The organism is Neobacillus sp. S1227, from assembly GCF_055385255.1.
Map to the genome: position 1 here is coordinate 3,068,748 of NZ_AP038276.1, position 20,276 is coordinate 3,089,023.

The 20,276-nt window shown below is 38.1% G+C and carries 15 protein-coding genes; 7 read left to right on the forward strand and 8 right to left on the reverse strand.

Annotation, left to right across the window (positions count from 1 at the left end; all coding sequences use genetic code 11):
• Positions 1-445 precede the first annotated feature (445 nt).
• Positions 446-1,771, forward strand: coding sequence for an RNA polymerase factor sigma-54 (rpoN, locus tag ACZ5AE_RS15450; protein ID WP_464565261.1), 1,326 nt, complete (start codon positions 446-448; stop codon positions 1,769-1,771).
• A 75-nt stretch (positions 1,772-1,846) separates the two neighbouring features.
• On the opposite strand, the gene helD is transcribed toward rpoN, so the two are convergent.
• The 3 genes from helD to ACZ5AE_RS15465 form a co-directional block, all read right to left on the reverse strand.
• Positions 1,847-4,153: an RNA polymerase recycling motor HelD gene (gene helD / locus ACZ5AE_RS15455; protein ID WP_464565263.1), complete on the reverse strand. Its 2,307-nt coding sequence runs from the start codon at positions 4,151-4,153 to the stop codon at positions 1,847-1,849.
• Between the two features lie 90 nt (positions 4,154-4,243).
• Positions 4,244-5,422: a macrolide family glycosyltransferase gene (locus tag ACZ5AE_RS15460; RefSeq protein WP_464565265.1), complete on the reverse strand. Its 1,179-nt coding sequence runs from the start codon at positions 5,420-5,422 to the stop codon at positions 4,244-4,246.
• A 118-nt stretch (positions 5,423-5,540) separates the two neighbouring features.
• A complete protein-coding gene (locus ACZ5AE_RS15465) occupies positions 5,541-6,032 on the reverse strand; it encodes a GNAT family N-acetyltransferase (protein ID WP_464565267.1) in 492 nt (163 codons plus the stop codon).
• Between the two features lie 294 nt (positions 6,033-6,326).
• Here ACZ5AE_RS15465 and ACZ5AE_RS15470 point away from each other — a divergent pair, with 294 nt between their 5' ends.
• Together ACZ5AE_RS15470 and cls are read left to right on the forward strand one after the other, a co-directional pair.
• Positions 6,327-6,893: an acetylglutamate kinase gene (locus tag ACZ5AE_RS15470; protein ID WP_464565269.1), complete on the forward strand. Its 567-nt coding sequence runs from the start codon at positions 6,327-6,329 to the stop codon at positions 6,891-6,893.
• Between the two features lie 135 nt (positions 6,894-7,028).
• Positions 7,029-8,483, forward strand: coding sequence for a cardiolipin synthase (gene cls, locus ACZ5AE_RS15475; protein WP_464565271.1), 1,455 nt, complete (start codon positions 7,029-7,031; stop codon positions 8,481-8,483).
• 126 nt (positions 8,484-8,609) lie between these two features.
• Here the strand turns inward: cls and ACZ5AE_RS15480 are convergent, their stop codons facing one another.
• Both ACZ5AE_RS15480 and ACZ5AE_RS15485 read right to left on the reverse strand, forming a co-directional pair.
• The gene (locus tag ACZ5AE_RS15480) at positions 8,610-8,753 is read right to left on the reverse strand and encodes a hypothetical protein (protein ID WP_464565272.1); all 144 of its coding nucleotides are present in this window, start codon (positions 8,751-8,753) and stop codon (positions 8,610-8,612) included.
• Positions 8,754-8,765: 12 nt separating this feature from the next.
• Positions 8,766-9,986 (reverse strand): YHYH domain-containing protein, encoded by a 1,221-nt coding sequence (locus ACZ5AE_RS15485; protein WP_464565274.1) that lies wholly within the window; start codon positions 9,984-9,986, stop codon positions 8,766-8,768.
• Between the two features lie 366 nt (positions 9,987-10,352).
• On the opposite strand from ACZ5AE_RS15485, the gene ACZ5AE_RS15490 reads away from it, so the two are divergent.
• Complete coding sequence (locus ACZ5AE_RS15490; RefSeq protein WP_464565276.1) at positions 10,353-11,630, forward strand: IS110 family RNA-guided transposase; 1,278 nt, start codon at positions 10,353-10,355, stop codon at positions 11,628-11,630.
• Positions 11,631-12,018: 388 nt separating this feature from the next.
• Positions 12,019-13,116, forward strand: coding sequence for a DUF4236 domain-containing protein (locus ACZ5AE_RS15495; protein WP_464565277.1), 1,098 nt, complete (start codon positions 12,019-12,021; stop codon positions 13,114-13,116).
• Positions 13,117-13,194: 78 nt separating this feature from the next.
• Here the strand turns inward: ACZ5AE_RS15495 and ACZ5AE_RS15500 are convergent, their stop codons facing one another.
• Positions 13,195-15,102: a 3'-5' exonuclease gene (locus ACZ5AE_RS15500; RefSeq protein ID WP_464573640.1), complete on the reverse strand. Its 1,908-nt coding sequence runs from the start codon at positions 15,100-15,102 to the stop codon at positions 13,195-13,197.
• Between the two features lie 237 nt (positions 15,103-15,339).
• Here ACZ5AE_RS15500 and ACZ5AE_RS15505 point away from each other — a divergent pair, with 237 nt between their 5' ends.
• The gene (locus ACZ5AE_RS15505; RefSeq protein ID WP_464565278.1) at positions 15,340-15,726 is read left to right on the forward strand and encodes an ABC transporter ATP-binding protein; all 387 of its coding nucleotides are present in this window, start codon (positions 15,340-15,342) and stop codon (positions 15,724-15,726) included.
• Between the two features lie 375 nt (positions 15,727-16,101).
• Here ACZ5AE_RS15505 and ACZ5AE_RS15510 read toward each other — a convergent pair whose 3' ends face one another.
• A complete protein-coding gene (locus tag ACZ5AE_RS15510) occupies positions 16,102-17,703 on the reverse strand; it encodes a catalase (RefSeq protein WP_464565279.1) in 1,602 nt (533 codons plus the stop codon).
• Between the two features lie 884 nt (positions 17,704-18,587).
• Positions 18,588-19,130, reverse strand: coding sequence for a TetR/AcrR family transcriptional regulator (locus ACZ5AE_RS15515; protein WP_464565281.1), 543 nt, complete (start codon positions 19,128-19,130; stop codon positions 18,588-18,590).
• Positions 19,131-19,306: 176 nt separating this feature from the next.
• Between ACZ5AE_RS15515 and ACZ5AE_RS15520 the strand changes: the two genes are divergently transcribed.
• The gene (locus ACZ5AE_RS15520) at positions 19,307-20,245 is read left to right on the forward strand and encodes a DsbA family protein (RefSeq protein ID WP_464565283.1); all 939 of its coding nucleotides are present in this window, start codon (positions 19,307-19,309) and stop codon (positions 20,243-20,245) included.
• Positions 20,246-20,276 lie beyond the last annotated feature (31 nt).

The window sequence follows — 20,276 nt, forward strand, 5'->3', positions numbered from 1 at the left end:
AAACATCATTTTTGATGTATTTCATCATCAATGATGTTTTTATCACCCTTGCATTTTCTAGTTAATGTCGTAAACACGTTTTGTATTATTGAAAATTCTCTAATTTAAAAAGGAGTAAAAGCATTAATTCAGAAAATTATTATGATTTCCAATTGACAAATAATTTTCTTCCCATTATCTTTATGAATAACAAATAAAAAATAAATATATGGACTAAAATAAATTTTCATATCAAATTTACTATTATTAAATTTCTTCTTCTAGAAACATCCCAGGTTGTTTAAATTGTTATTAAGTAAGTACGATTTAAATTGGAAACTATTCATTACAAAATCACTGTAAGCCCTTACATAATGCATTTTTAGTCCTCGTAGAAAAATTAAACAAAGATATTCTTTTGAAGCAAACAAGTTTAGTATAACCTACAAAAAAAGCAGGTGAAAATATGCAATTTGGAGTGGCAGTAAATCAAAAACAAACGTTACAGGTTAATTTGTCGCCTGAACTGCACCAATCAATCAATATCCTACAATACTCTTCTATTGAACTGGTGGAATTTTTACATCAACAAGAGCTTGACAATCCACTATTAATTGTAAAAGAAAATTCCCAGAACGATTTTACTGCACAAAGTTACAAATCAATAGGTAAATTCAACCGCGATAAAGACTACAACCCAATTAATCATTGCTATTCTAAAATAGAAAAGCTCGAGGAACATCTTTTGGAACAAATCATCACTATACCTAACATCACTTCTTTACAAAAAGACATTTTAAAGTTCCTTATTAGAAACTTAAATGATAATGGATTTCTAGAAATGGATTCAGCCATTATTGCACATATTCTTTCTGTTCCTATAGACGATGTAGAAAAAACTGTTAATATCTTACAAACTTTCGAACCAATCGGTGTTGGTGCTAGAAATCTTAAAGAATGTCTTCTATTACAAATGCATTTTCAATTACATAGTAACCAATTAACTTATCACATTATTGAAAACCACCTAGAAGATTTAGCAGCAAAACGGTATCAAAGAATAGCAAAAATGTATAATGTTACAGTACATGAAGTTCAGGAATCAGCAGACTATATTAAATCCTTAAATCCTCGTCCATGTAACAATTTTTATCATGAAGTGACACACTATATCATTCCTGATGTAATAATAGAAAATATAAATAATAAGCATATGATTATTGTTAACGATCGTTTTCTTCCAACTATATCAATAAATGAATGCTATAAAAATTCACTGGACCATAATGATTCAGAAGAAGCGAGCAAATATCTAAAAGAAAAATATAATGAAGTCATGATTTTAATGAATGGTTTAGCAAAAAGAAAACTTACCCTCTACAAGGTTACAAAAGCCATTATAGAAAAACAAAAAGAATTTCTTCAGCATGGAATGAGTGGGTTAAAACCAATGACATTAACTGATATTGCAGAGGAATTGAATTTCCATGAATCCACAATCAGCCGTGCCACCAGCAACAAATATATTCAAACAAAGCATGGACTCTTTAATCTGAAAAACTTGTTTACGAAAGGAATTAACCGTGTTGGTGAGCTGGAAACGAAATCATCCGCTTCCATTAAGGAGCAAATTAAAAAAATGATTGATGAGGAAGACAAAGGAAAACCATTGTCCGATCAAGAAATTGTCAAACAACTAGAACAAAATGGAGTACTAATCTCCAGGCGCACTGTCGCAAAATACCGGGAAGAAATAGGAATTCTTAGCTCTTCAAAAAGAAAAAGATTTTAATTTAGGTGTTGCATGGGGACGGTTCTCTTGCCTCATTTTCTGGCGAAAATGAGGCAGAAGTACCGTCCCTGTGCTTCACTTTTCAAAATGCAAAGACTCAGCCCTATTTAATAAAAAGTCTGACGGTTCTTTACCATATAAATATAATCGGTGCATCGGTCTTGTCATCGAGACGTACAACAATTTGATGTCCAGATCCGCTTGTGTGTAAGGCTCTTCTATGCAGACTAGCAAAACGGCATCAAACTCCAAGCCTTTTGATAAATAAGAAGGCAAAATGACGATATGACCCTTCTTCATTTCTTGTTTTTCTTCTAATAATTGTATTGGAAGCTGGGTATTTTCCAATAATTGTTGAATTCTTTGGCATTCCTTATCGGTACGGCCAATAATCGCGATGGAGTTCAGTTCTTCACTTTTGAGTAAGGATATATCCTGTTCCAGCAGCAGCTTTACCTGTTCCAAATTCTCAGGATCTATTTTTTTATAGCTCGGCTTTTGGCCATGCCGAATGACGGGTTCCACTTTTGGCAAGTCCTGATCAATCAGCATCAGGATATCGTTTGCCAAATTCATGATTTCCACGGTTGTCCGGTAGCTTTTTTGTAAGGTTTGATAATTGGCATTTGGGAAGATCTCCTTCAATACCGGTGTCCAGCTATTCAAGCCGCGATAGGAGTGAATGCCTTGTGCCAAGTCACCCACTATGGTGAACAATTCTGTTTCAAACCCTTCTTTTAATGCGGCAAATTGAAAATAGCTGTAATCCTGTGCTTCATCTATGAAAATACTGCGCATTTTATATTTTTCATCGATGCCTTCAAGCTTTGCCTTCATATAAAATAACGGGGCTAAATCCTCAAGCTCATATGCCCCCCGTTCAAAGATTCGCTGACAATATTTACTGAGAACCTTACATTCTTGTTCAGTCAGAGTATTGGAATGCTTATGAAGCAAATCTGGAGAAGTCATTAGTTCCTGATATAAGGTGAAAATATCTTTCATATCAAATGCATCCATATATTTTTTTACAGCGACTTTTGCCTCCTGTTCGATCCTTTTTTTCCGTTGTTCCTTCCTTTCCATTAAGGTGACCACTTTTTGCTTTCTTTTTTCGGCATCCTGCCTCCAGTTATAAAGGACATTTTCGAGTGCTTCTTCGTATTTCTTGTTCAGTTTTGATAACATAATGGATTTTTTCCTTTTTAGATCATCTTCTAAAAGGTTTTTTATTTTTCCAAGCCTTTTGTAAATGGGTAAATACGTATATTCTTTTAAAAATAGTCTTTTAAGCTTTTTCCCTTTCATGAGCGTGGAAATTTCGATAACAAAATCCTCTTCTGGGGCAAGATTGTTTTCCAATTCCTTGATATATCTATTGATTAATTCTTTAAATTCAAGTGAGCCTTTATAACTGGAAACCCACTGCATCGATTTATTGGATCCGTTATTTTCAAGGAGTTTCATCAACTTGGAGTTAGGTGAAAAAAGTTTTATTTTCTGCCCCAAGCAGCTTCTCATAAAATCGATAAAGGTGGTTTGATTGATTTTGTTGACACCAAGTTCCGGTAAGACGGCAGATATATAATCTATAAACAATCGATTTGGCGCGAGTATCATTAATTTTTCTGGAGGAAATTGAAAGCCAAAGGTATAGAGAAAGTAGGATATTCTATGGAGTGCAATTGTTGTTTTCCCGCTTCCGGCCGCGCCCTGAACGATGATGGGGTGCTTCAGTGATGCCCGAATCACTTCATTTTGCTCATTTTGAATAGTCGCCACAATTTCTGTTAAACGATTGTCCGCTTTACCTGACAAAGATTTCTGCAATAGTTCATCGTGTGTGGTTAAATCGATGTCTCTGATTTCCTTTAATAATCCCTCTGCAATGTCATATTGCCTCTTTAAAGATAAATAACCTGTTTGGGTCTCCCCGTAGGCTTCATAGGAAACCTCACCGAGCCTTCCATCATAATAGACATTGGCAATCGGGGACCTCCAATCCACGATAATGGGCTGCTGTGTCACCCGGTCAAACAGTGACACCTTACCGATGTACAAAATTTCTTCTTTTTTCGTACTATCGCTAGTATAATCAATCCTTGAAAAATATGGTTTGCCAATCACGCTCTCCAGCCTTTTCAATTCACTTTCCGCTAATTCTAGAAAGCTGGCATTCGCGAGGAGATCGGTGTAGCTCGTACTGCTGTCCTTAGAATTCAGTTCAGCAAAGGATTGCCTCATATTTTCAACGAAAAATTCTCTATTCCCCTTCGAAATTTCCAAAACGGTCCGGATATATTCCTTCGTAAATTCCAAGCGCTCCAGTTCTGCTTGATAATCTTTATGGCCGCTCACAGAAACTTGATCTTTAGTACTCATCCAAAAGTCACCTCACTAAGTGACACACGGGGACGGTTCTCGTGGCCCACTTTCTCTAGAAAAAGAGGCAAAAAGAACCGTCCCCATATGTCAATTATTAAATTTGAAAATCTCATCCACAGCTTGGTGATATCCACCCGATTTTTGAAAAGATTCTCCGATGCTTTCAGCAGCTTTTTGGAAAGATGGTTTTTTTAATACTTGATCCACAGTTTCATATAATTGATTTGCAGTCAGGTTTTGCATCTGTAGTGTAATACCGGCTCCGAGTTTGGCAACTTGCCCGGCAATGATCGGCTGATCCGCGCTTTGTGGGATAACAATAAGCGGAACCCCGTAATAGAGGCCCTCATGAACACTGTTCATACCGCCATGGGTGATGAAAACCCTTGTGGATTTCAATACCTCTGTTTGTGGAAGATAATTTTTCACAATGAAGTTCTTAGGAACCTCCCCCAAATCGGAGAGTTGCGTTTTTTCCCCAACAGACATGATCACAGTATGTTCAGTGTTTCCAAAGGCCTTAAAACAAAGTTTATAGAAATCTATTGCTTCGTTAAAGACAGTACCCAGTGAAATATAAATTAGGCTTTTTCCCTGGATTACAGGTAGTTCGAAATTTTCTTGCATTGGTCGTAAAAAGATCGATGGACCCACAAATTTGTAAGAATGGTCAAATGTTTCTCCAAAAGGTTGAAACTCCCTTGTTGTATAAACGATTGTAAGTGGTGCCGGGTTACAAAAAACTTCATAAGGAGAATGGATCTCCACATCATATTTTTCAAGTATTTTTTTTGTGAGGTTCTGATACTCATCCTGAATTTCAGCTGGAATATTTTGCGACAGATGTTCCAGCATTTGATCAAATGATGCTTTTGTCTGTGCAAAAGAAGTACAAGAATTAACGGCCGGAAGTTTCAGAATTTGGGCTATTATTCGTCCGCAGCCAAACATGGAATCGTGAATGATATAATCAAACTGTTTCCCTTTGATTTGCTCTAGAACACTAGGAATCATGATATCTGCCGTCCGCAAGAGACCGTTGATTCTTTCGAGTAAATATTTTCTTCCACCAGAAATAAAAGCTTTTATAAATTTCTCTCCATCAAACGTTCTTACGGTAGCACCCGTCTTCTCCACGCGTTCTCGAAAAGCCCCTATCGTAAAGTATACGACCTCTTCTCCCCGCGAAACAAGCTCCCGCACAACTCCAAGAGTCGGATTAACATGTCCTTCAGAACCGCCATTAATAAACAAAACACGTGCCACGCTCAACACTCCTTAGCTAATGAGGCATGGGGACCGTTCTCGCGCCTCACTTTATCTACTAAAGTGATGCAACAGAACCGTCCCCACGTTTCATTCTCTCCATTAAAATAGAGTTCAATCATAAGGTTAATATTTTAACCATATTGTACCAAATTACACCGCCGTGCTCTGACTTTGAAACACCCATGTTGACATAGCCAAATTTTTCATAAAAGCGAATTAAGTCTTCTTTACAAGTAAGTGTGATGGTCTCACGTTTTTTGGCAGTCGCTGCTTCTTCAATATGAGCAAGAAGCGCTGCCGCTACACCGCGGGTTTGAAAATGCGGAGTAACCGCTATTCCAAGAACACTTTGATGTCCGCCTGTCAGTGGATTAGCCTTGATTTCTCGAAATAAGTCGTCTGTGATAAAAGGTGTTTCGATTACGGGCCCATTAACAAACCCAACAATCGCCCCTTTCCTTTCAGCCACAAAGAAAGTATCTGGTATTAAACGAATCCGTTTTTCAAATGCTTCTTTCGTCGCAGCCTCTTCTATTGGAAAACACAGGCTTTCAATGATAGTAATCTCAGAAAGATCTTCCATTTTAACATTACGGATATTCAACATTTTCAATTTGCCTCCATATTCCCATAACTTCTTGATGCTAATTCCCATTTGCCTACAAAAATATATAAGTCTTCCACTTTATAAATGATTATTTATCTCCATCTACTACTATAATAGGTTTTTGTTCAGAACAAAAGTAAAGTTTTGCATTTTTCAGGCACGGGACTGTTCTCGTTCCTCAATTTTATTAGAAAATGAGGCAAATGAACCGTCACATTGCATTCTAAATTGTACAAGCAATTTTTTACAATCGGAATATACTGAAACTGAGTTTGAGTGTTTGGGGGTGAGACTATGAATCCGTGGTTCAACACTGATGGCATTAGTGAACGGGAAGATCGTTTGAAAAGTTCTATGCGTTTGGTTTGGGAACAGCACGTATATTGGACAAGATTGACAATCAATAGCATCGCATTTAATTTACCTGATTTAGACACCAATACCGCACGGCTTCTCCGGAATGCTACAGATATGGGAAATTTATTAAAGCCTTTCTATGGAAATAAAATAGCCGCACAGTTCGCCAACTTAATAAGAGCGCACCTTGTTATTGCAGCAGAACTGGTTACAGCTGCGAAAGCAGGCAATCAAAGAGCTGTGACAGATGCAGAGCGAAGATGGTACGCCAATGGCGCAGAAATTGCAGAATTCCTAAGTAGAATAAATCCTTTTATATCAAGAAAAGAATTCCAAAAAATGTTTTTCGAACATCTGGCCCTTACTGAAAGGGAAGCTGTACTAATACTTCAACAAAATTTTAGAGAAAGTATTGCAGTATTTGATAAGATTAAGTTGGAAGCTTTAGAAATGGCGGACACCATCACCTTTGCCATTGTGAAACAATTCCCTAGGAAGTTTTGATAAGACTGCAGGGTACAGGGGCGGTTCAGCCGGCTCTTTTTCCAAAAAGAAAAAGCCATGGGAACCGTCTCTGTGGCTTTTGCTGAAACTTTTATATATATTTGAAATAAAGGATCTTGGCGCTGGAGAGGTACCATGGAAATACAGAATATTAATACGATACTCATCGCACTAATTACTTTTTTGAATTTAATATTTGCCATTGTGGTAATTTTTGTTGAGAGACGGGATGTCAGTTCTACCTGGGCCTGGCTTTTGGTCTTATTTTTTCTGCCCATTCTAGGGTTTTTGGTCTATATCTTTTTGGGCCGCCAATTAAAGCAAAAGAATTTCTATAAACTTTCAGAAGAAGAGAGACGTTTTTTAAATGAAGCTGTAAATTTGCAGATGGGCCACTTAACCCGTTCTGATTTTCTACATAACCCTTTGCTTCAAAGATACGGGGATCTTATTAAAATGAACATGAAATCATCGAACGCCTTGCTTACGAACGATAATGATGTAACGATTTTTCATCACGGAAAAGACAAGTTCGACGCGTTGTTTCAAGATATTCGAAATGCAAAAATCGAGATTAATCTGCAATATTACATCATTCAGCGTGATTCCTTGGCGGTAAGGCTGCGGGATGAACTGACAAAGAAAGCAAAGGAAGGGATACGGGTTCGTGTTCTTTACGATGAAGTGGGTTCACGGCGGATGAATCGTTCCTTTTTCAAGGAACTGATCGAGTGCGGCGGCGAAGTGGAAGTGTTTTTTCCTTCCTTTTTAAAATTAATCAACTTTCGGATTAATACAAGGAATCATCGGAAAATTTGTATTATTGATGGCGAAATTGCATATATTGGCGGATTCAATATTGGTAATGAATATTTGGGGCTGGATAAAAAGTTCGGAAATTGGCGCGATACCCATCTTCGAATCACAGGTGAGGCTGTCAATCATATTCAAGGGAGATTCGTGCTGGATTGGAAGCAGGCAACCAACCAAGAAACAATCAACCATGAAGCCTATACTATGAATCAGGAGCGGCATTGCGGAAGCAGTGCCATCCAAATTATCGCCAGCGGTCCGAACTCTACGACCGAACATTTGAAAAATATGTATTTGAAGATGATCATGTCAGCGCAAAAAAGTGTCTATATCCAAACACCCTATTTTATTCCTGATAGCAGCTTTATGGATGCCTGCAAAATCGCCTTACTATCCGGGGTAGATGTTCGGATCATGATCCCCAGCAAGCCTGACCATCCCTTTGTGTACTGGGCAAACTTGGCTTATGCCGGTGAACTTTTGTCATATGGTGCGAAGATTTTGTTATATGAAAATGGGTTTTTACATGCCAAAACGATATTGGTGGACCAGGAGGTAGCCTCTGTCGGGACCACTAACATTGATATGCGAAGCTTCAGGCTAAACTTTGAAGTCAATGCCCTGATCTATGATGAAAAGATTGCTCAAGATTTGTCTGATTTATTCGTAGAAGATTGCAATCATAGCTCCGAACTAACCCTTTCACAATACCAGGAACGATCCGGCTTCGTGCGATTCAAAGAATCCATATCCCGCCTTCTGTCACCGATTTTGTGAATCACGATGATTAGGAGTGAACCAGAAAAATGGTTCTGGATACATTTTTAGGAAATGAGCCAGGGGAACATTCCTCTGGCTCCGATTAATTATGGCTAATAATATAAAAATGTACGAAAGAAGTTCTTATATCTTAAGTTTTTTATCGCCTAATTGCTTATTGCGGTAGGAACTAACCTTATCTTTTACAATGGATGGATCTTGGTTTTTAGATAAAACTTTAACAAATAAATCTTCCACTTTATGGCATATTGTTTTATAAATTCTCATAAAAAGTCCCCCTTAGCTGATCATTTTTTTTGCAACAAAAAATCTTCTCCCTAACCATGCAAGCGCAACTATACTAAGTCCTCCAGCTGCTGTTTTTTGGTTTGTACTTTGTCTTTCCTCATACTCTTTTAAACCCTTTTGATAATAATGCTTATATATTTTCTCGCCTTTACTGTAACTCGTTGGAATAATTAAATCTTCTCCATTTTTCCCTAAAGCAAGAGCTGCCTCCTTTATTTTTTGTACCTCTTTATTAGAGTTAAACCCTTCTTTATACCATTGGACAAATTTATTATTTGTGAGGTTTGGTGATTTATAAGATACCATGGTAAAAGCAGCTTCATATCCTTGTTCTATATACTTATCTTTCAATTCTTGTTGGGCCTTTTTATATCCGTCTTCATAAGCTTTTATGTATATTTCCTCGACATTTTGAGGTGAAGAGCGAACATCTTTTTTACCATCGTTGTAACCTTGCTTACTATATTCTTGCTTTTTTTGTTCGACCCGTTCAATAACGGCATTATTAAACCCATCTTCAAAGGCACTTTTTAAACCGATATGTAAAGAGTATATAGCGGGTATCTCTAAATTGCCTTGCTGTTGGCCTAAGGCATACCCGGCATTTCTTGCATTTTCTTTTTCTACTGTAACTTTTTGCTTACCTTCTTCGAAGCCCTTATTATAGCCTGTAGCATATCCATTTTTAAAAGCTTGGGAACCACTGGATGCGGCACTATTATTAGCCAGTTCTTGATATCCATCATTCACCCCCTGTGAATATCCCTGCTGTTCACCATTAGCCATGTCTTTTTGATCCTGTTGATATTGTATTTGTTGAGTACTATTGTTTATTTTGGTTAAATCATAGCCACCAGGTGCTTCACAAGGAATTCCATCATCTACTTTGCCGTTACCCCATCCATCCAAGTTTTCTGGGTCATAAGTTGCAGAATATCCCTTTGAATTCCAGTAGGCCACAACTTCATCATAGGAGGCAAAATCTGAACAATCTTTATCATTTATGTTTACTGAACCACTTCCTGAAGAACTGCCAGTGGAACTTGAACCTCCTCCATTATGGTAGTGGTAACCGGTACACAATCCCTTTGCCTTTGATTTGTCGCTGCAATTATGTCCCCCATTCGAATCTGTTCTCCCGGAATGAGCAGATACAAAACTGCCAAACAATAAAATGAATGATAGAGTTATAAGTATAACTTTTTTACTCAAAACCTCGACCCCTTTCTATCTTTTTTACCATTATAATGGTAACAAACTGCTAAATATTTGAAAACCTAATTTTATAGATTAATAAAAAAATTGCCAGACACCACCAATCAATAGGAGGTATCTGGCAATTAACATTCAGGCTATATTAAAGGTTTAATTCATTTAATAAAATTTATATCGATGTTTTAGGTGGTTCCGTACGGACCTTTTTCCTAGCAACCCTTTTTTGATATACTTTATAAAAAGGAGCATTCCTGTTAGAAGGATTTTCGGGGACTTGAACAAAAAAGAGCCCTCTTGGTATGATACGGGGTGTCAAAATCTGCAGAAATTGACCCCTAATTTGTTAACCAAGGAGGACTCCATATGGATTTTAAACAAAACCATAAAATAAATCAAGTCACTGAAAAAACACTCGTTGTCGGAATCGATATTGCGAAGAGAAAACATTTCGCCTGCTTTGTAGATGATCGAGGGCGAGTGCTCCAAAAATCATTTTCTATATTACAGTCTAATGATGGTTTCCAGCATTTTTATCATCGTATTCTAACTGCGATGAAAGAACACGAAAAAACAGAAGTCATCGTTGGGATTGAACCTACTGGCCATTACTGGCTTAATTTAGCTTATTTCCTTGAGGAACGAGGCATTCCCCTCGCAATGGTTAATCCTTTGCACGTCAAGCGCTCAAAAGAGTTGGACGACAATTTACCAACCAAACATGACCGCAAAGATGCGCTGGTGATCGCTCGTCTCATAAAAGATGGACGCTTTAGTTATCCACGTATTTTGAAAGCCATTGAGGCGGAGCTTCGTGTTGGGTCAACATTTAGAGGTAAGTTGACAGAGGAATTAGGTGCTGTCAAAAACATGATGATTCGCTGGTTAGATCGCTATTTCCCTGAATTCACTCAGGTGTTTCCGTCATTCGGCAAAATGGCTCTGGCTGTACTTGAATGTACTCCAATTCCAAGTGATCTTTTTCAAAAGCAACCCGATGAAGTCTTATCACTTTACCGACAGGTTGAGGGGCTAAAATCTCCACAACGACCAAAAGCACTACAACTTATTGAAGTCAGTTCTAACTCCATCGGAGTAACAGAAGGACGTGAGATGGCCCGTATTGAAATTGCCACGCTCGTTCGCCGTTACAACCAGTTGGAACAAGAAATTGAAAGCATTACACAGCAATTAGTCACGCTTGTACAAACGTCTGTAGAATACGAATGGCTCTCAACGGTTCAAGGACTGGGCGATACCACTATCGTTGATTTGTTGGCTGAAATCGGTAGCTTTTCACACTATGAAGATCCACGCCAAATCATTAAACTTGCGGGATTAACTTTACGTGAAAACTCTTCCGGCCAGCACAAAGGGCAAAAACATATCTCCAAACGGGGAAGAAGAAAGCTACGTGCCCTCCTTTTCCGAGTAATGATGCCAATGGTTCGCCATAATGAAGCCTTTCGAAAGCTGCATGAATATTACAATAACCGTAAGGTTAACCCGTTACGGAAGAAGCAATCTATTGTGGTTCTATGCGGAAAACTATTAAAAGTCTTACATGGAATAAGTACAAAGCACAAAGCGTTTGACGCACAGCGAATGATGAAGGATATTCCTAGTCTCGCAGAGGCTATGTAAAGTCTACATCCCCTTATAGACCTAGACAACAGGATGACACGGAGAAGCTGGCAATATTTTTCCCATCCGACCTCGAGTCCCTAAAGGAGCTTCGCTAGCCTCTGCCTTATGACTAGACCGAACGAAGGAATGTAGGCACTTAGATGCCCAGAGACATGGGAGGGTACGTCATCATAAGCTACGCAGAGATCCATTGTGCATTGCATAATTCCAGAGCACCACTTACCATCATTATCCAGTAGTGACCGCGTAGCGTACCCATACATTGGAATAGTTTCACATAATATGAAAAATTTATTAGGATTCGTGTCGAAAAATATTTTATCGACACTCCACCAACGGGTCAAACCGTTGATAAATCAACATTTATAGAGGGAGGGATGTAACGATGGGCTTTGGTTTTAGGAAAAGTTTCAAGATTGCTCCAGGAGTTCGTTTGAATGTTAGTACTAAAAGTATTGGGGTAAGCGCCGGTGTAAAGGGATTACGATATAGTGTTAATTCAAGAGGCGGGAGCAGAGTTACTGCAAGTATTCCTAATACAGGAATATACTACACTTCCACCGGTGGAAAAAGCAGAAGAACACCCGCATACAGTAGACAAAGGGAAATCCAAGTAAGACAAAAGGAAGCTGCTAGACTAAATGAACTAGAACAAGCTGCTCTTGCGGTTGATGCCTATCAAAATACATTGGACCGAATACATTCCATTCATAAGGAAGCAGATGATCCGATTAATTGGATCAAAGTGAGGAGTACAAACCCGCCTTTTCGAAAAAATGAAGGAGAAATTGGTTCCCATGAAAATGCTGCAATTGAAAAATTCCATCATTACAAACCAAATTTAGTGGCAAAATTGTTTGGACAACAGGAGAAAGAGCTAGAAAAGCTGCAAAAAGAAGTAATGGAAGCAAGAAAAAAAGATGACGAGGAATACTGCTCGTGGGAAAGAGACGTTAGAATAGCAACAAAAGTCATTGAGGGTGATATTGATACATACTTTGAAGTCATTCAAGAATTTGAACCATTCGATGACCTTACTGAATTTGGCAGCGGTTTTGAATTTTTCGCCGAAAACCCAAAAGTAATGGAAATAGAGTTTGACGTCCAAAGTGATACAGTAGTTCCAAAAGAACAGCTATCTTTAACCAAAACCGGTAAATTATCTGTAAAACCTATGCCAAAGAGCAAATATTTTGATATCCAGCAGGATTACGTCTGCAGCTGTGTTTTAAGAATCGCCCGGGATATGTTTGCCCTTCTACCATTAGATACAGTCTATATCCATGCAACTGATACGATATTGGATTCCATAACAGGATATCAAAGACAGATGACAATCCTTTCTGTAAAAATCGATAAAAGAACATTAAACAAACTTAACTTTGAACACATTGACTGCTCTGATTCCATGCAGAACTTCAAACATAATATGAAATTCAAAAAAACGGCTGGCTTTAGCGAAGTGGAAAAATTAACCATTTAACAAGATCCACGGGACGGTTCTCGTGCATCACTTTCACTAGAAAAAGAGGCCAAAGAACCGTCCTATTACATTCTTAAATTAATTGACCTTTTCCATCCCATTCCGCTTCTGGTTTCTTAACATGAGAATTTGATCCAAATATTTCGTGTACTCCGATTCCCCCGAATAGGACAAGCAAAGATACTCCTTGGCTCTTGTCATCCCAATATAGAGGAGCGAAACCTCCCTCTCCTTATCCTCTTCGAGTGGAAATGGCATCGAATCTACATTGACAATAAAGACGGCACGAAAATCCAGTCCCTTGCTGCTGTCGATGGTACTAATTTTAACTCTGCCATCATCTTTTTTATAGGAACGTTTGGAAATATCATTTTCCGTAATCCAGTAAAACGGCAAACCCGCTTCAGATAAAAAACGCTTAATAATATCAATAATCGGATACTGATGTGTTCGTTTCACCCGGTATAGAATTAACATTTCATCAAGAGTTACTTTTCGCTCTTCATACAGCTTTTTAATTTGTCGGGCCACAAGTCTCATCTCATCAAAAAAATTCCCAGCCTTTAGGATACCGGGCTCTGGTCCTTTTCTCTTTGTGCTTTGCGGGGCAATGATTTCCCCCTCTAATTCGCGATTGACGACTTTATTTTTAAACATGGAATGTTCACGGTAGAAATCCCAGGCAAACTTGACAATCTGTTGGGTGTTTCGATAATTGATCGACAACACCTTTGAACGTCCTTGGAAACTCAAACCTGTGTCTTGAAGGTAAGAGCGTTTACGTTTGTAAATGGTCTGTGCCCTGTCTTCTACTAATAAGAGTGATTGAGTATCAGCGTTGATGAGCAAGCTCACGAGCCTTAGCCAATCCGCTTCAAAATCCTGTCCTTCGTCTATCAAAACAGCATCATATGTTGGAAGAATCGCTTCCTTACGCTCGATTTTTTCCATAATTTCAGGCAGCAGCTGCTCCCTTATTTTTAAATCATTCCTTAACCAAGAATGAAAGTTACGAACTATGATGTTTTGATTTTGCACAGTTTTTACATTTGGGTCAAAATCGAAAAGATCTTCCGGTTCATTCAGCATATGGGTAATCATTTGCTGGATGGCATTGGCCAGTGAAATATTATAGCAGAGGATCAGGATTCTCCAATCCGGATTCTGTTTGGACAACATTTTCGCCCGGCTTGCCAAAATAATTGTTTTCCCGCTGCCGGCAACTCCACGTATCAGACGATTCTTATCACCAATTTGCTTGGCCAAATTTTCCTGGTGAAGATCCATTGTCTTAATATGATGCAGAGATAATAATAGCTGATCCTGGTATGGAACAGGCGCCTTAAATTCAGCACTGATTCGGACCTCGGGAAATAAATGATAACGAATGGCATTAATATCATCTAATGAAAGTGGCTCCCTAAGGCGAAATGGGACAACAAACATATTCAGGATCTTTTCCATTAAAATCTCTTCTGAAAATCCTTCCTTCTCCGGGTCAATTTCATCCCTTGTCAAACAAAGGTGAGGTTCAATAACCGTGTAAAGCCCCTCTTGTACAAAATCCTTTGAAAACATCCTCGTAAAAACAACACCATGGCCGTATGGGAATTTTAATTGAAATTTGTATCTTCCATCCAATTGAATAAGGTTTTTATCTTTTTTCAAGACATCCACAACATGGAACATATTATCCCTAGCCTGCTTCATTGGACTTTTAATAACCGCCTGATCGCCGGAAGTCGTCACAATATGCCATTCATCGTGATTAAGTTGAAAGAGTGTATTTTTTGTATAATCTTTCACTTCCAGCACAACGATGCCTAGGTCAGGACCTATAATCACAAAATCAGGCCTTTTCCCTTGTATCTCAGGCTCGAAGTACACTATATAATCATCTGGAAGATAAGTTTTTAAAGTTCGAAAAAATAACCGTTCTCCCGTCGTGGCAGATGATCGAATAGTTTCAGGAATCGTAATCGCCATAACACCCGCTCCAAAATTTGCAATTTTCTCCATTATACTACAAATAGTGCGTTTGGCCCAAACAAAAGATGCGTGTGTTCCGGTTCTCGCGCTTCGTTTTTACTAGAATGTGAGACTAAAGAAACATCCCCATATTTCAACAAAAGTATTGTCATTTCGATAGTACTTATTTCATAATAGAATGGAAGATATATCCTATCAAAATGTGATACATATGAGAACTCTTATGAAAGTGGAGTGGAAATATTGATTAAAGGAATCATAGATAAATTATTTAATTCGAATCAAAATAAGCCCCAACAAAAGGAACAGCCCATAAGCCACGCTGATGTGGAGGCATTAATAAATGCAAAACTGAGAGAGCACGCTGCGGCAATTGAAAATGTTGTTTCGGAAAAAGTCAGTGAAAAACAAAATGCGGGTGAAGATGATTATAAATTAACTTCTAAACAGGTGGAGTATGCCCTTTCTTTAATCGATAAAGTTAAGGACGAATTCGAATTGGCAATAGCCCCGACTGAGTTAACCGTTAAAGATTTGAATAGGTTAATTGCTTATCAAAAATATAAAAACAAAGGGACGCTAATTAATTTAGTGAAAAAGGGTGTAATAAGGAAAAAATAAAGATACACTGGGACTGTTCTCATGCATCACCATAAGGCCGGCGTGAAAATTTGTATCTATATTAATAGTTTCATTTTTTATCAGTTATAATAAAAAAGTATAAAGCTTAAAAAAATACCGAACATGCAACAACATGTCCGGTCCAGCAATAGCCGGTTCCCTCTCAGGGAGCCGGCTTGGTAGAAGGTAATCCACCTGAGCGCTAACTCAAGGGTGGATTATTTTTTTTATCAGAGTTTATTCCCATAAATTCTGATCGCATTAAGAAAAACTACACCACTGTCTTCGCTTTTGGCTCGCCAATCGGTGAATTTTTCTATATTATTTAAATGACATTATGCTTACGCTCATAATCGCTTCCCCACGGTATAAAAATTAATAAGGATCTGCTTCTTGTCCCATCTGTTTTGCTTTGTGGGCTGCTTCATCTGCTGCCGCTGAGCTGGTATTGTTGGAATCCTCACTCATTTTCATTGCCTGGGCTAAACCTTCTTTGACTTGTCTTCCATAATTCTCGTCAGCATTCGTGAAATATTCAAGCATTTTATTTTGAATTTCAGGTCGGCAAACTTTAAGTGCGTCCACCAAATTACTGATGAGTTCATCTCTTTCCCAATCCTCTAGGCTGCGATAAGTCTCTCCAGCTTGTCCAAAATCATTGGTGCGGTCAATTTTTTCACGAACCAATTTATCGTAGTAGTGCGGCTCATGGACTTTACCAATTTGCTCGGCTTCCTTTAATCCTCCAATCACGGAAGGCTCATAATTGACATGAGGATTTTGCCCAGGGGCGAGATCCACATGATAGGACATTTGGCCTCCGCGCTGATTAGTTGCCACACGCTTTTTCGGTGCATTAATCGGAAGTTGCAAATAGTTCGTGCCTACTCGATAGCGCTGTGTATCGGAATAAGAAAATGTTCTGCCTTGAAGCATCTTATCATCCGAGAAATCCAATCCATCGACCAATACGCCTGTCCCAAACGCGGCCTGCTCCACTTCATTAAAGTAGTTTTCTGGATTCTTGTTTAAAACCATTTTTCCGACTTTTAAAAATGGAAATTTGTCTGTCGGCCATAGTTTTGTATCATCCAATGGATCAAAATCCAACTCAGGATGATCATCATCACTCATAATTTGAACGCAAAGTTCCCACTCCGGATAATCACCGCGCTCAATAGCCTCATACAAATCCTGGGTAGCATGGCTTACATTTTTAGCTTGGATCTCCTCTGCTTCCTTTTGGGTAAGATTCTTAATTCCTTGTTTCAACGGTTCCCAATGGTACTTAATTAACACCGCCTCACCGTCTTTGTTAACCCATTTGTATGTATTGACACCCGATCCCTGCATCTGACGGTAATTGGCCGGAATTCCCCAAGGGGAAAATAGAAAAGTAACCATGTGGGTGGCTTCGGGGGTACGGGAAAGAAAGTCGAACATTCGTTCAGGATTACTTAAATTAGAGACTGGGTCGGGCTTAAAAGCATGAATCATGTCTGGAAATTTCATCGCATCCCGAATAAAGAATATTTTTAGATTATTTCCGACAAGATCCCAATTCCCATCCTCTGTATTAAATTTAACTGCAAAGCCTCGAGGATCACGTGCGGTTTCCGGAGATTCCGCTGCACCTGCCACGGTTGAAAAACGAACAAAAACTGGTGTGCGTTTTCCAGCTTCCTGGAACAACTTGGCTCTTGTATATTTAGCAATGGGCTTATCACCTACTTTTCCATAAGCCTCAAAATATCCATGCGCACCAGCTCCGCGTGCATGAACAACTCTTTCAGGCACTCTTTCGCGATCAAAATGAGAAATTTTTTCGATAAAATCATAATTCTCAAGTGTGGATGGTCCCCGATTCCCTACTGTTCTAATATTTTGGTTATCTGTTATAGGATGACCTTGACGATTCGTTAAGGAATCTGAACTTTCACCAGTCCCCTTCAGTTTTTCCGTTTGATTTTCATTCATCTTCGTTCCTCCACATCTACAATTATTCCTATTTATTTATTTCCAATTTAATTGAATGGATGTATTTGTTCCTTAAAAAATGTCATAAGGACGGTTCTAAGTGTACTGGAAAATAATTACTAAGAAGACCGATTAAAAAGATTGAATCAAAGCTGGATTTAGTGGTGCAGTCGATACAGAGTCTACCTGAGAAGATGAAGGTATGAAGGTAATTTTCCATTCATCATAATGGATTTGAAAAGATTAAAATCCCCCCTACTGGAGAGAGAATATGAAATTAAGTGACTGCTATTTTAAGAACAGAGTATAGCCTATTGTGATTGCTCAGATGATCTTGGCAATCCCCATGATCATTATCTTAATTTTCACTTTAACGTCTAATACTGTCAATTTTTTCTATAATGGAGTTCTACAGATAATTCTTGCCGTTCTATATTTTTATTGGGGACAGAACAATACATATTAAAAAAGAAAAGAATAGCAATTCCTTTCTTTGTCTTAACATTATTAATAATTTATGTTGCAATACAAACCTTTACCGTATCAAGTATAAAGAGATAGTTTGAATATTGACAACTGTGGAACCTATAGTTGAATTAGAAAAAAAGCTGCCTGAAAGACAGCCGCAAACTTAAATAAAAACATAGATTTATCAAAAACTCATAAAAATGCAGTTACAATGAAGATTATTCCTTATTAGTTTACCTTATCAATTTATTCAGTATTCCAAGGCGTAGTATTTAACGTTAATAATGTTAAATACTACGCCTTAGTTATAATTATTCACAATCTTTATGTAATATTTATTGGTTTATAAGCTCATGCTATTAATCAATGAAACTTCCAACATCCAATGCAAGAGTTTTGAGGCCGGTCCCCATACATCACTTTATGATAAATGGGATGAGCGGTTTGATGTATTCCTCTGGTTGTACTTCCCTATTTCTTCTCCATTCTACTGCTGTTCCGTAGAGTCCCCAGCTTAGCATGACGGCTGTTTGTTTTACGGTTTGATTTTCATCATTGGGGTACTTTTTTAATAGCATTTTATAAAAAATGATTTCTAGTTGATCCCTGATAATGCGGGCAATAGTGTCTTCATAGCCTCTATGGCAGCGATTGGATAAAGAATTTTGAAAATTTGTTATGGCTGCGAAGATACTAACAATCGTTTCTTCATTTAGTTCGTTTTGCTCAATCTGTTCGGATTTCAAATTGATCAATAAGACTTCCGAAAGGACCTTTTCTAATAAGTCATATTTATCCTCGAAATGATAATAAAACGTCGCACGATTGACCATTGCCTCTGTTGTAATATCTTTAATAGTAATATCCTTGAATTCCTTTTTACCTGAGAGTTCAATAAACGAAGCCATGATTAATTTACGTGTCCGAAGAATTCGGGGGTCCGTTTTTTCCTGATTCATGTAAAAGTACCTCCTACTTTTTCGACAATTGTTCAAATGTGTTGTATATACGATAAATTCAATGATCTATTGGTATTGGTGTTTTTCATTATGTACTACAATGCAATTGTATAACAAATATGAAATCAATTCTAAGTTAGCTGCTTTTTTAACAAAAACAAAGGAGGAATCTCGAAATGAATGAAAACAATAACCTGATTTGTGATTTAGAAACAGGTGTATGCGGTGTAGTTGAAGATGAAAATATGGAAATCATTGATTTCAATCAACCAAAGAAAACCGTTAATGTATATTATGTGACGGACCCGATTTGCTCGCATTGCTGGGCACTCGAACCAGTTCTGCGGCGTTTTGCAGAGCAGTATGGACAACATTTTAATTTTCATACATTTATGGGCGGGCTGCTGGAAAAATGGCATGATGGGCCAATTGATCCTGCAAATGGAATCTATAAACCTGCAGACGTAGCTGGTCACTGGAGAGAAGTCGGTGAATATTCCCGCATGCCAATTGATGGTTCGCTCATGATTGACAATCCCGTTCAATCATCCTATCCCCCATCTCGTGTCTTTAAAGTGATTCAAAAAATTCATAACGACGCATTGGCATTTGAATATTTACGGCGTGCACGAGAAGCTCTTTTCGCCTTTAATCAAAACATTTCAGATGAATCCATTTTGATTAAGATTGTCAACAAGCTTGGACTTGATGGAAAAGCGATTGTAAATGAAGCCGAACAACATACCGGACAGCAATTATTAAATGAAGATTTTACCTTGGCACGAAATCTTGGTGTAAGAGGATTCCCCACCATAATCATCGTTAATGAAGAAAATAAAGGGGTAAAAATTGTCGGTGCCCGCCCATTGGAAAACTATTCTGCTGGATTAAAGCAAGTTCTAAATCTGGAATATCTGCAGCCAAAACAACAACCATCCCTTTCTAACCTGCTTGAAAAAGAAAAACTTTTGTTTTCAAAAGAAATTGAAGTGATGTATGATGTTGAAAAATCAGAGATTGACAGCTTTGTTGGCAAAGAACTTTCACCAAATAGCTATCAAGTGAAGGAAATACTAGGAGAACTATATTTTACCACTACCGCTACCACAATATAAGATTTGGGTCCTTGTACGATAATTTACTTAA

Coding starts and splice junctions, on each gene's coding strand:
- ACZ5AE_RS15495 (WP_464565277.1), top strand. CDS start 12,019: ATGGGCTTTGGTTTTAGGAAAAGTTTCAAGATTGCTCCAGGAGTTCGT.
- cls (WP_464565271.1), top strand. CDS start 7,029: ATGGAAATACAGAATATTAATACGATACTCATCGCACTAATTACTTTT.
- helD (WP_464565263.1), bottom strand. CDS start 4,153: ATGAGTACTAAAGATCAAGTTTCTGTGAGCGGCCATAAAGATTATCAA.
- ACZ5AE_RS15515 (WP_464565281.1), bottom strand. CDS start 19,130: ATGAATCAGGAAAAAACGGACCCCCGAATTCTTCGGACACGTAAATTA.
- ACZ5AE_RS15465 (WP_464565267.1), bottom strand. CDS start 6,032: ATGTTGAATATCCGTAATGTTAAAATGGAAGATCTTTCTGAGATTACT.
- rpoN (WP_464565261.1), top strand. CDS start 446: ATGCAATTTGGAGTGGCAGTAAATCAAAAACAAACGTTACAGGTTAAT.
- ACZ5AE_RS15510 (WP_464565279.1), bottom strand. CDS start 17,703: ATGAATGAAAATCAAACGGAAAAACTGAAGGGGACTGGTGAAAGTTCA.
- ACZ5AE_RS15480 (WP_464565272.1), bottom strand. CDS start 8,753: ATGAGAATTTATAAAACAATATGCCATAAAGTGGAAGATTTATTTGTT.
- ACZ5AE_RS15490 (WP_464565276.1), top strand. CDS start 10,353: ATGGATTTTAAACAAAACCATAAAATAAATCAAGTCACTGAAAAAACA.
- ACZ5AE_RS15470 (WP_464565269.1), top strand. CDS start 6,327: ATGAATCCGTGGTTCAACACTGATGGCATTAGTGAACGGGAAGATCGT.
- ACZ5AE_RS15500 (WP_464573640.1), bottom strand. CDS start 15,102: ATGGCGATTACGATTCCTGAAACTATTCGATCATCTGCCACGACGGGA.
- ACZ5AE_RS15520 (WP_464565283.1), top strand. CDS start 19,307: ATGAATGAAAACAATAACCTGATTTGTGATTTAGAAACAGGTGTATGC.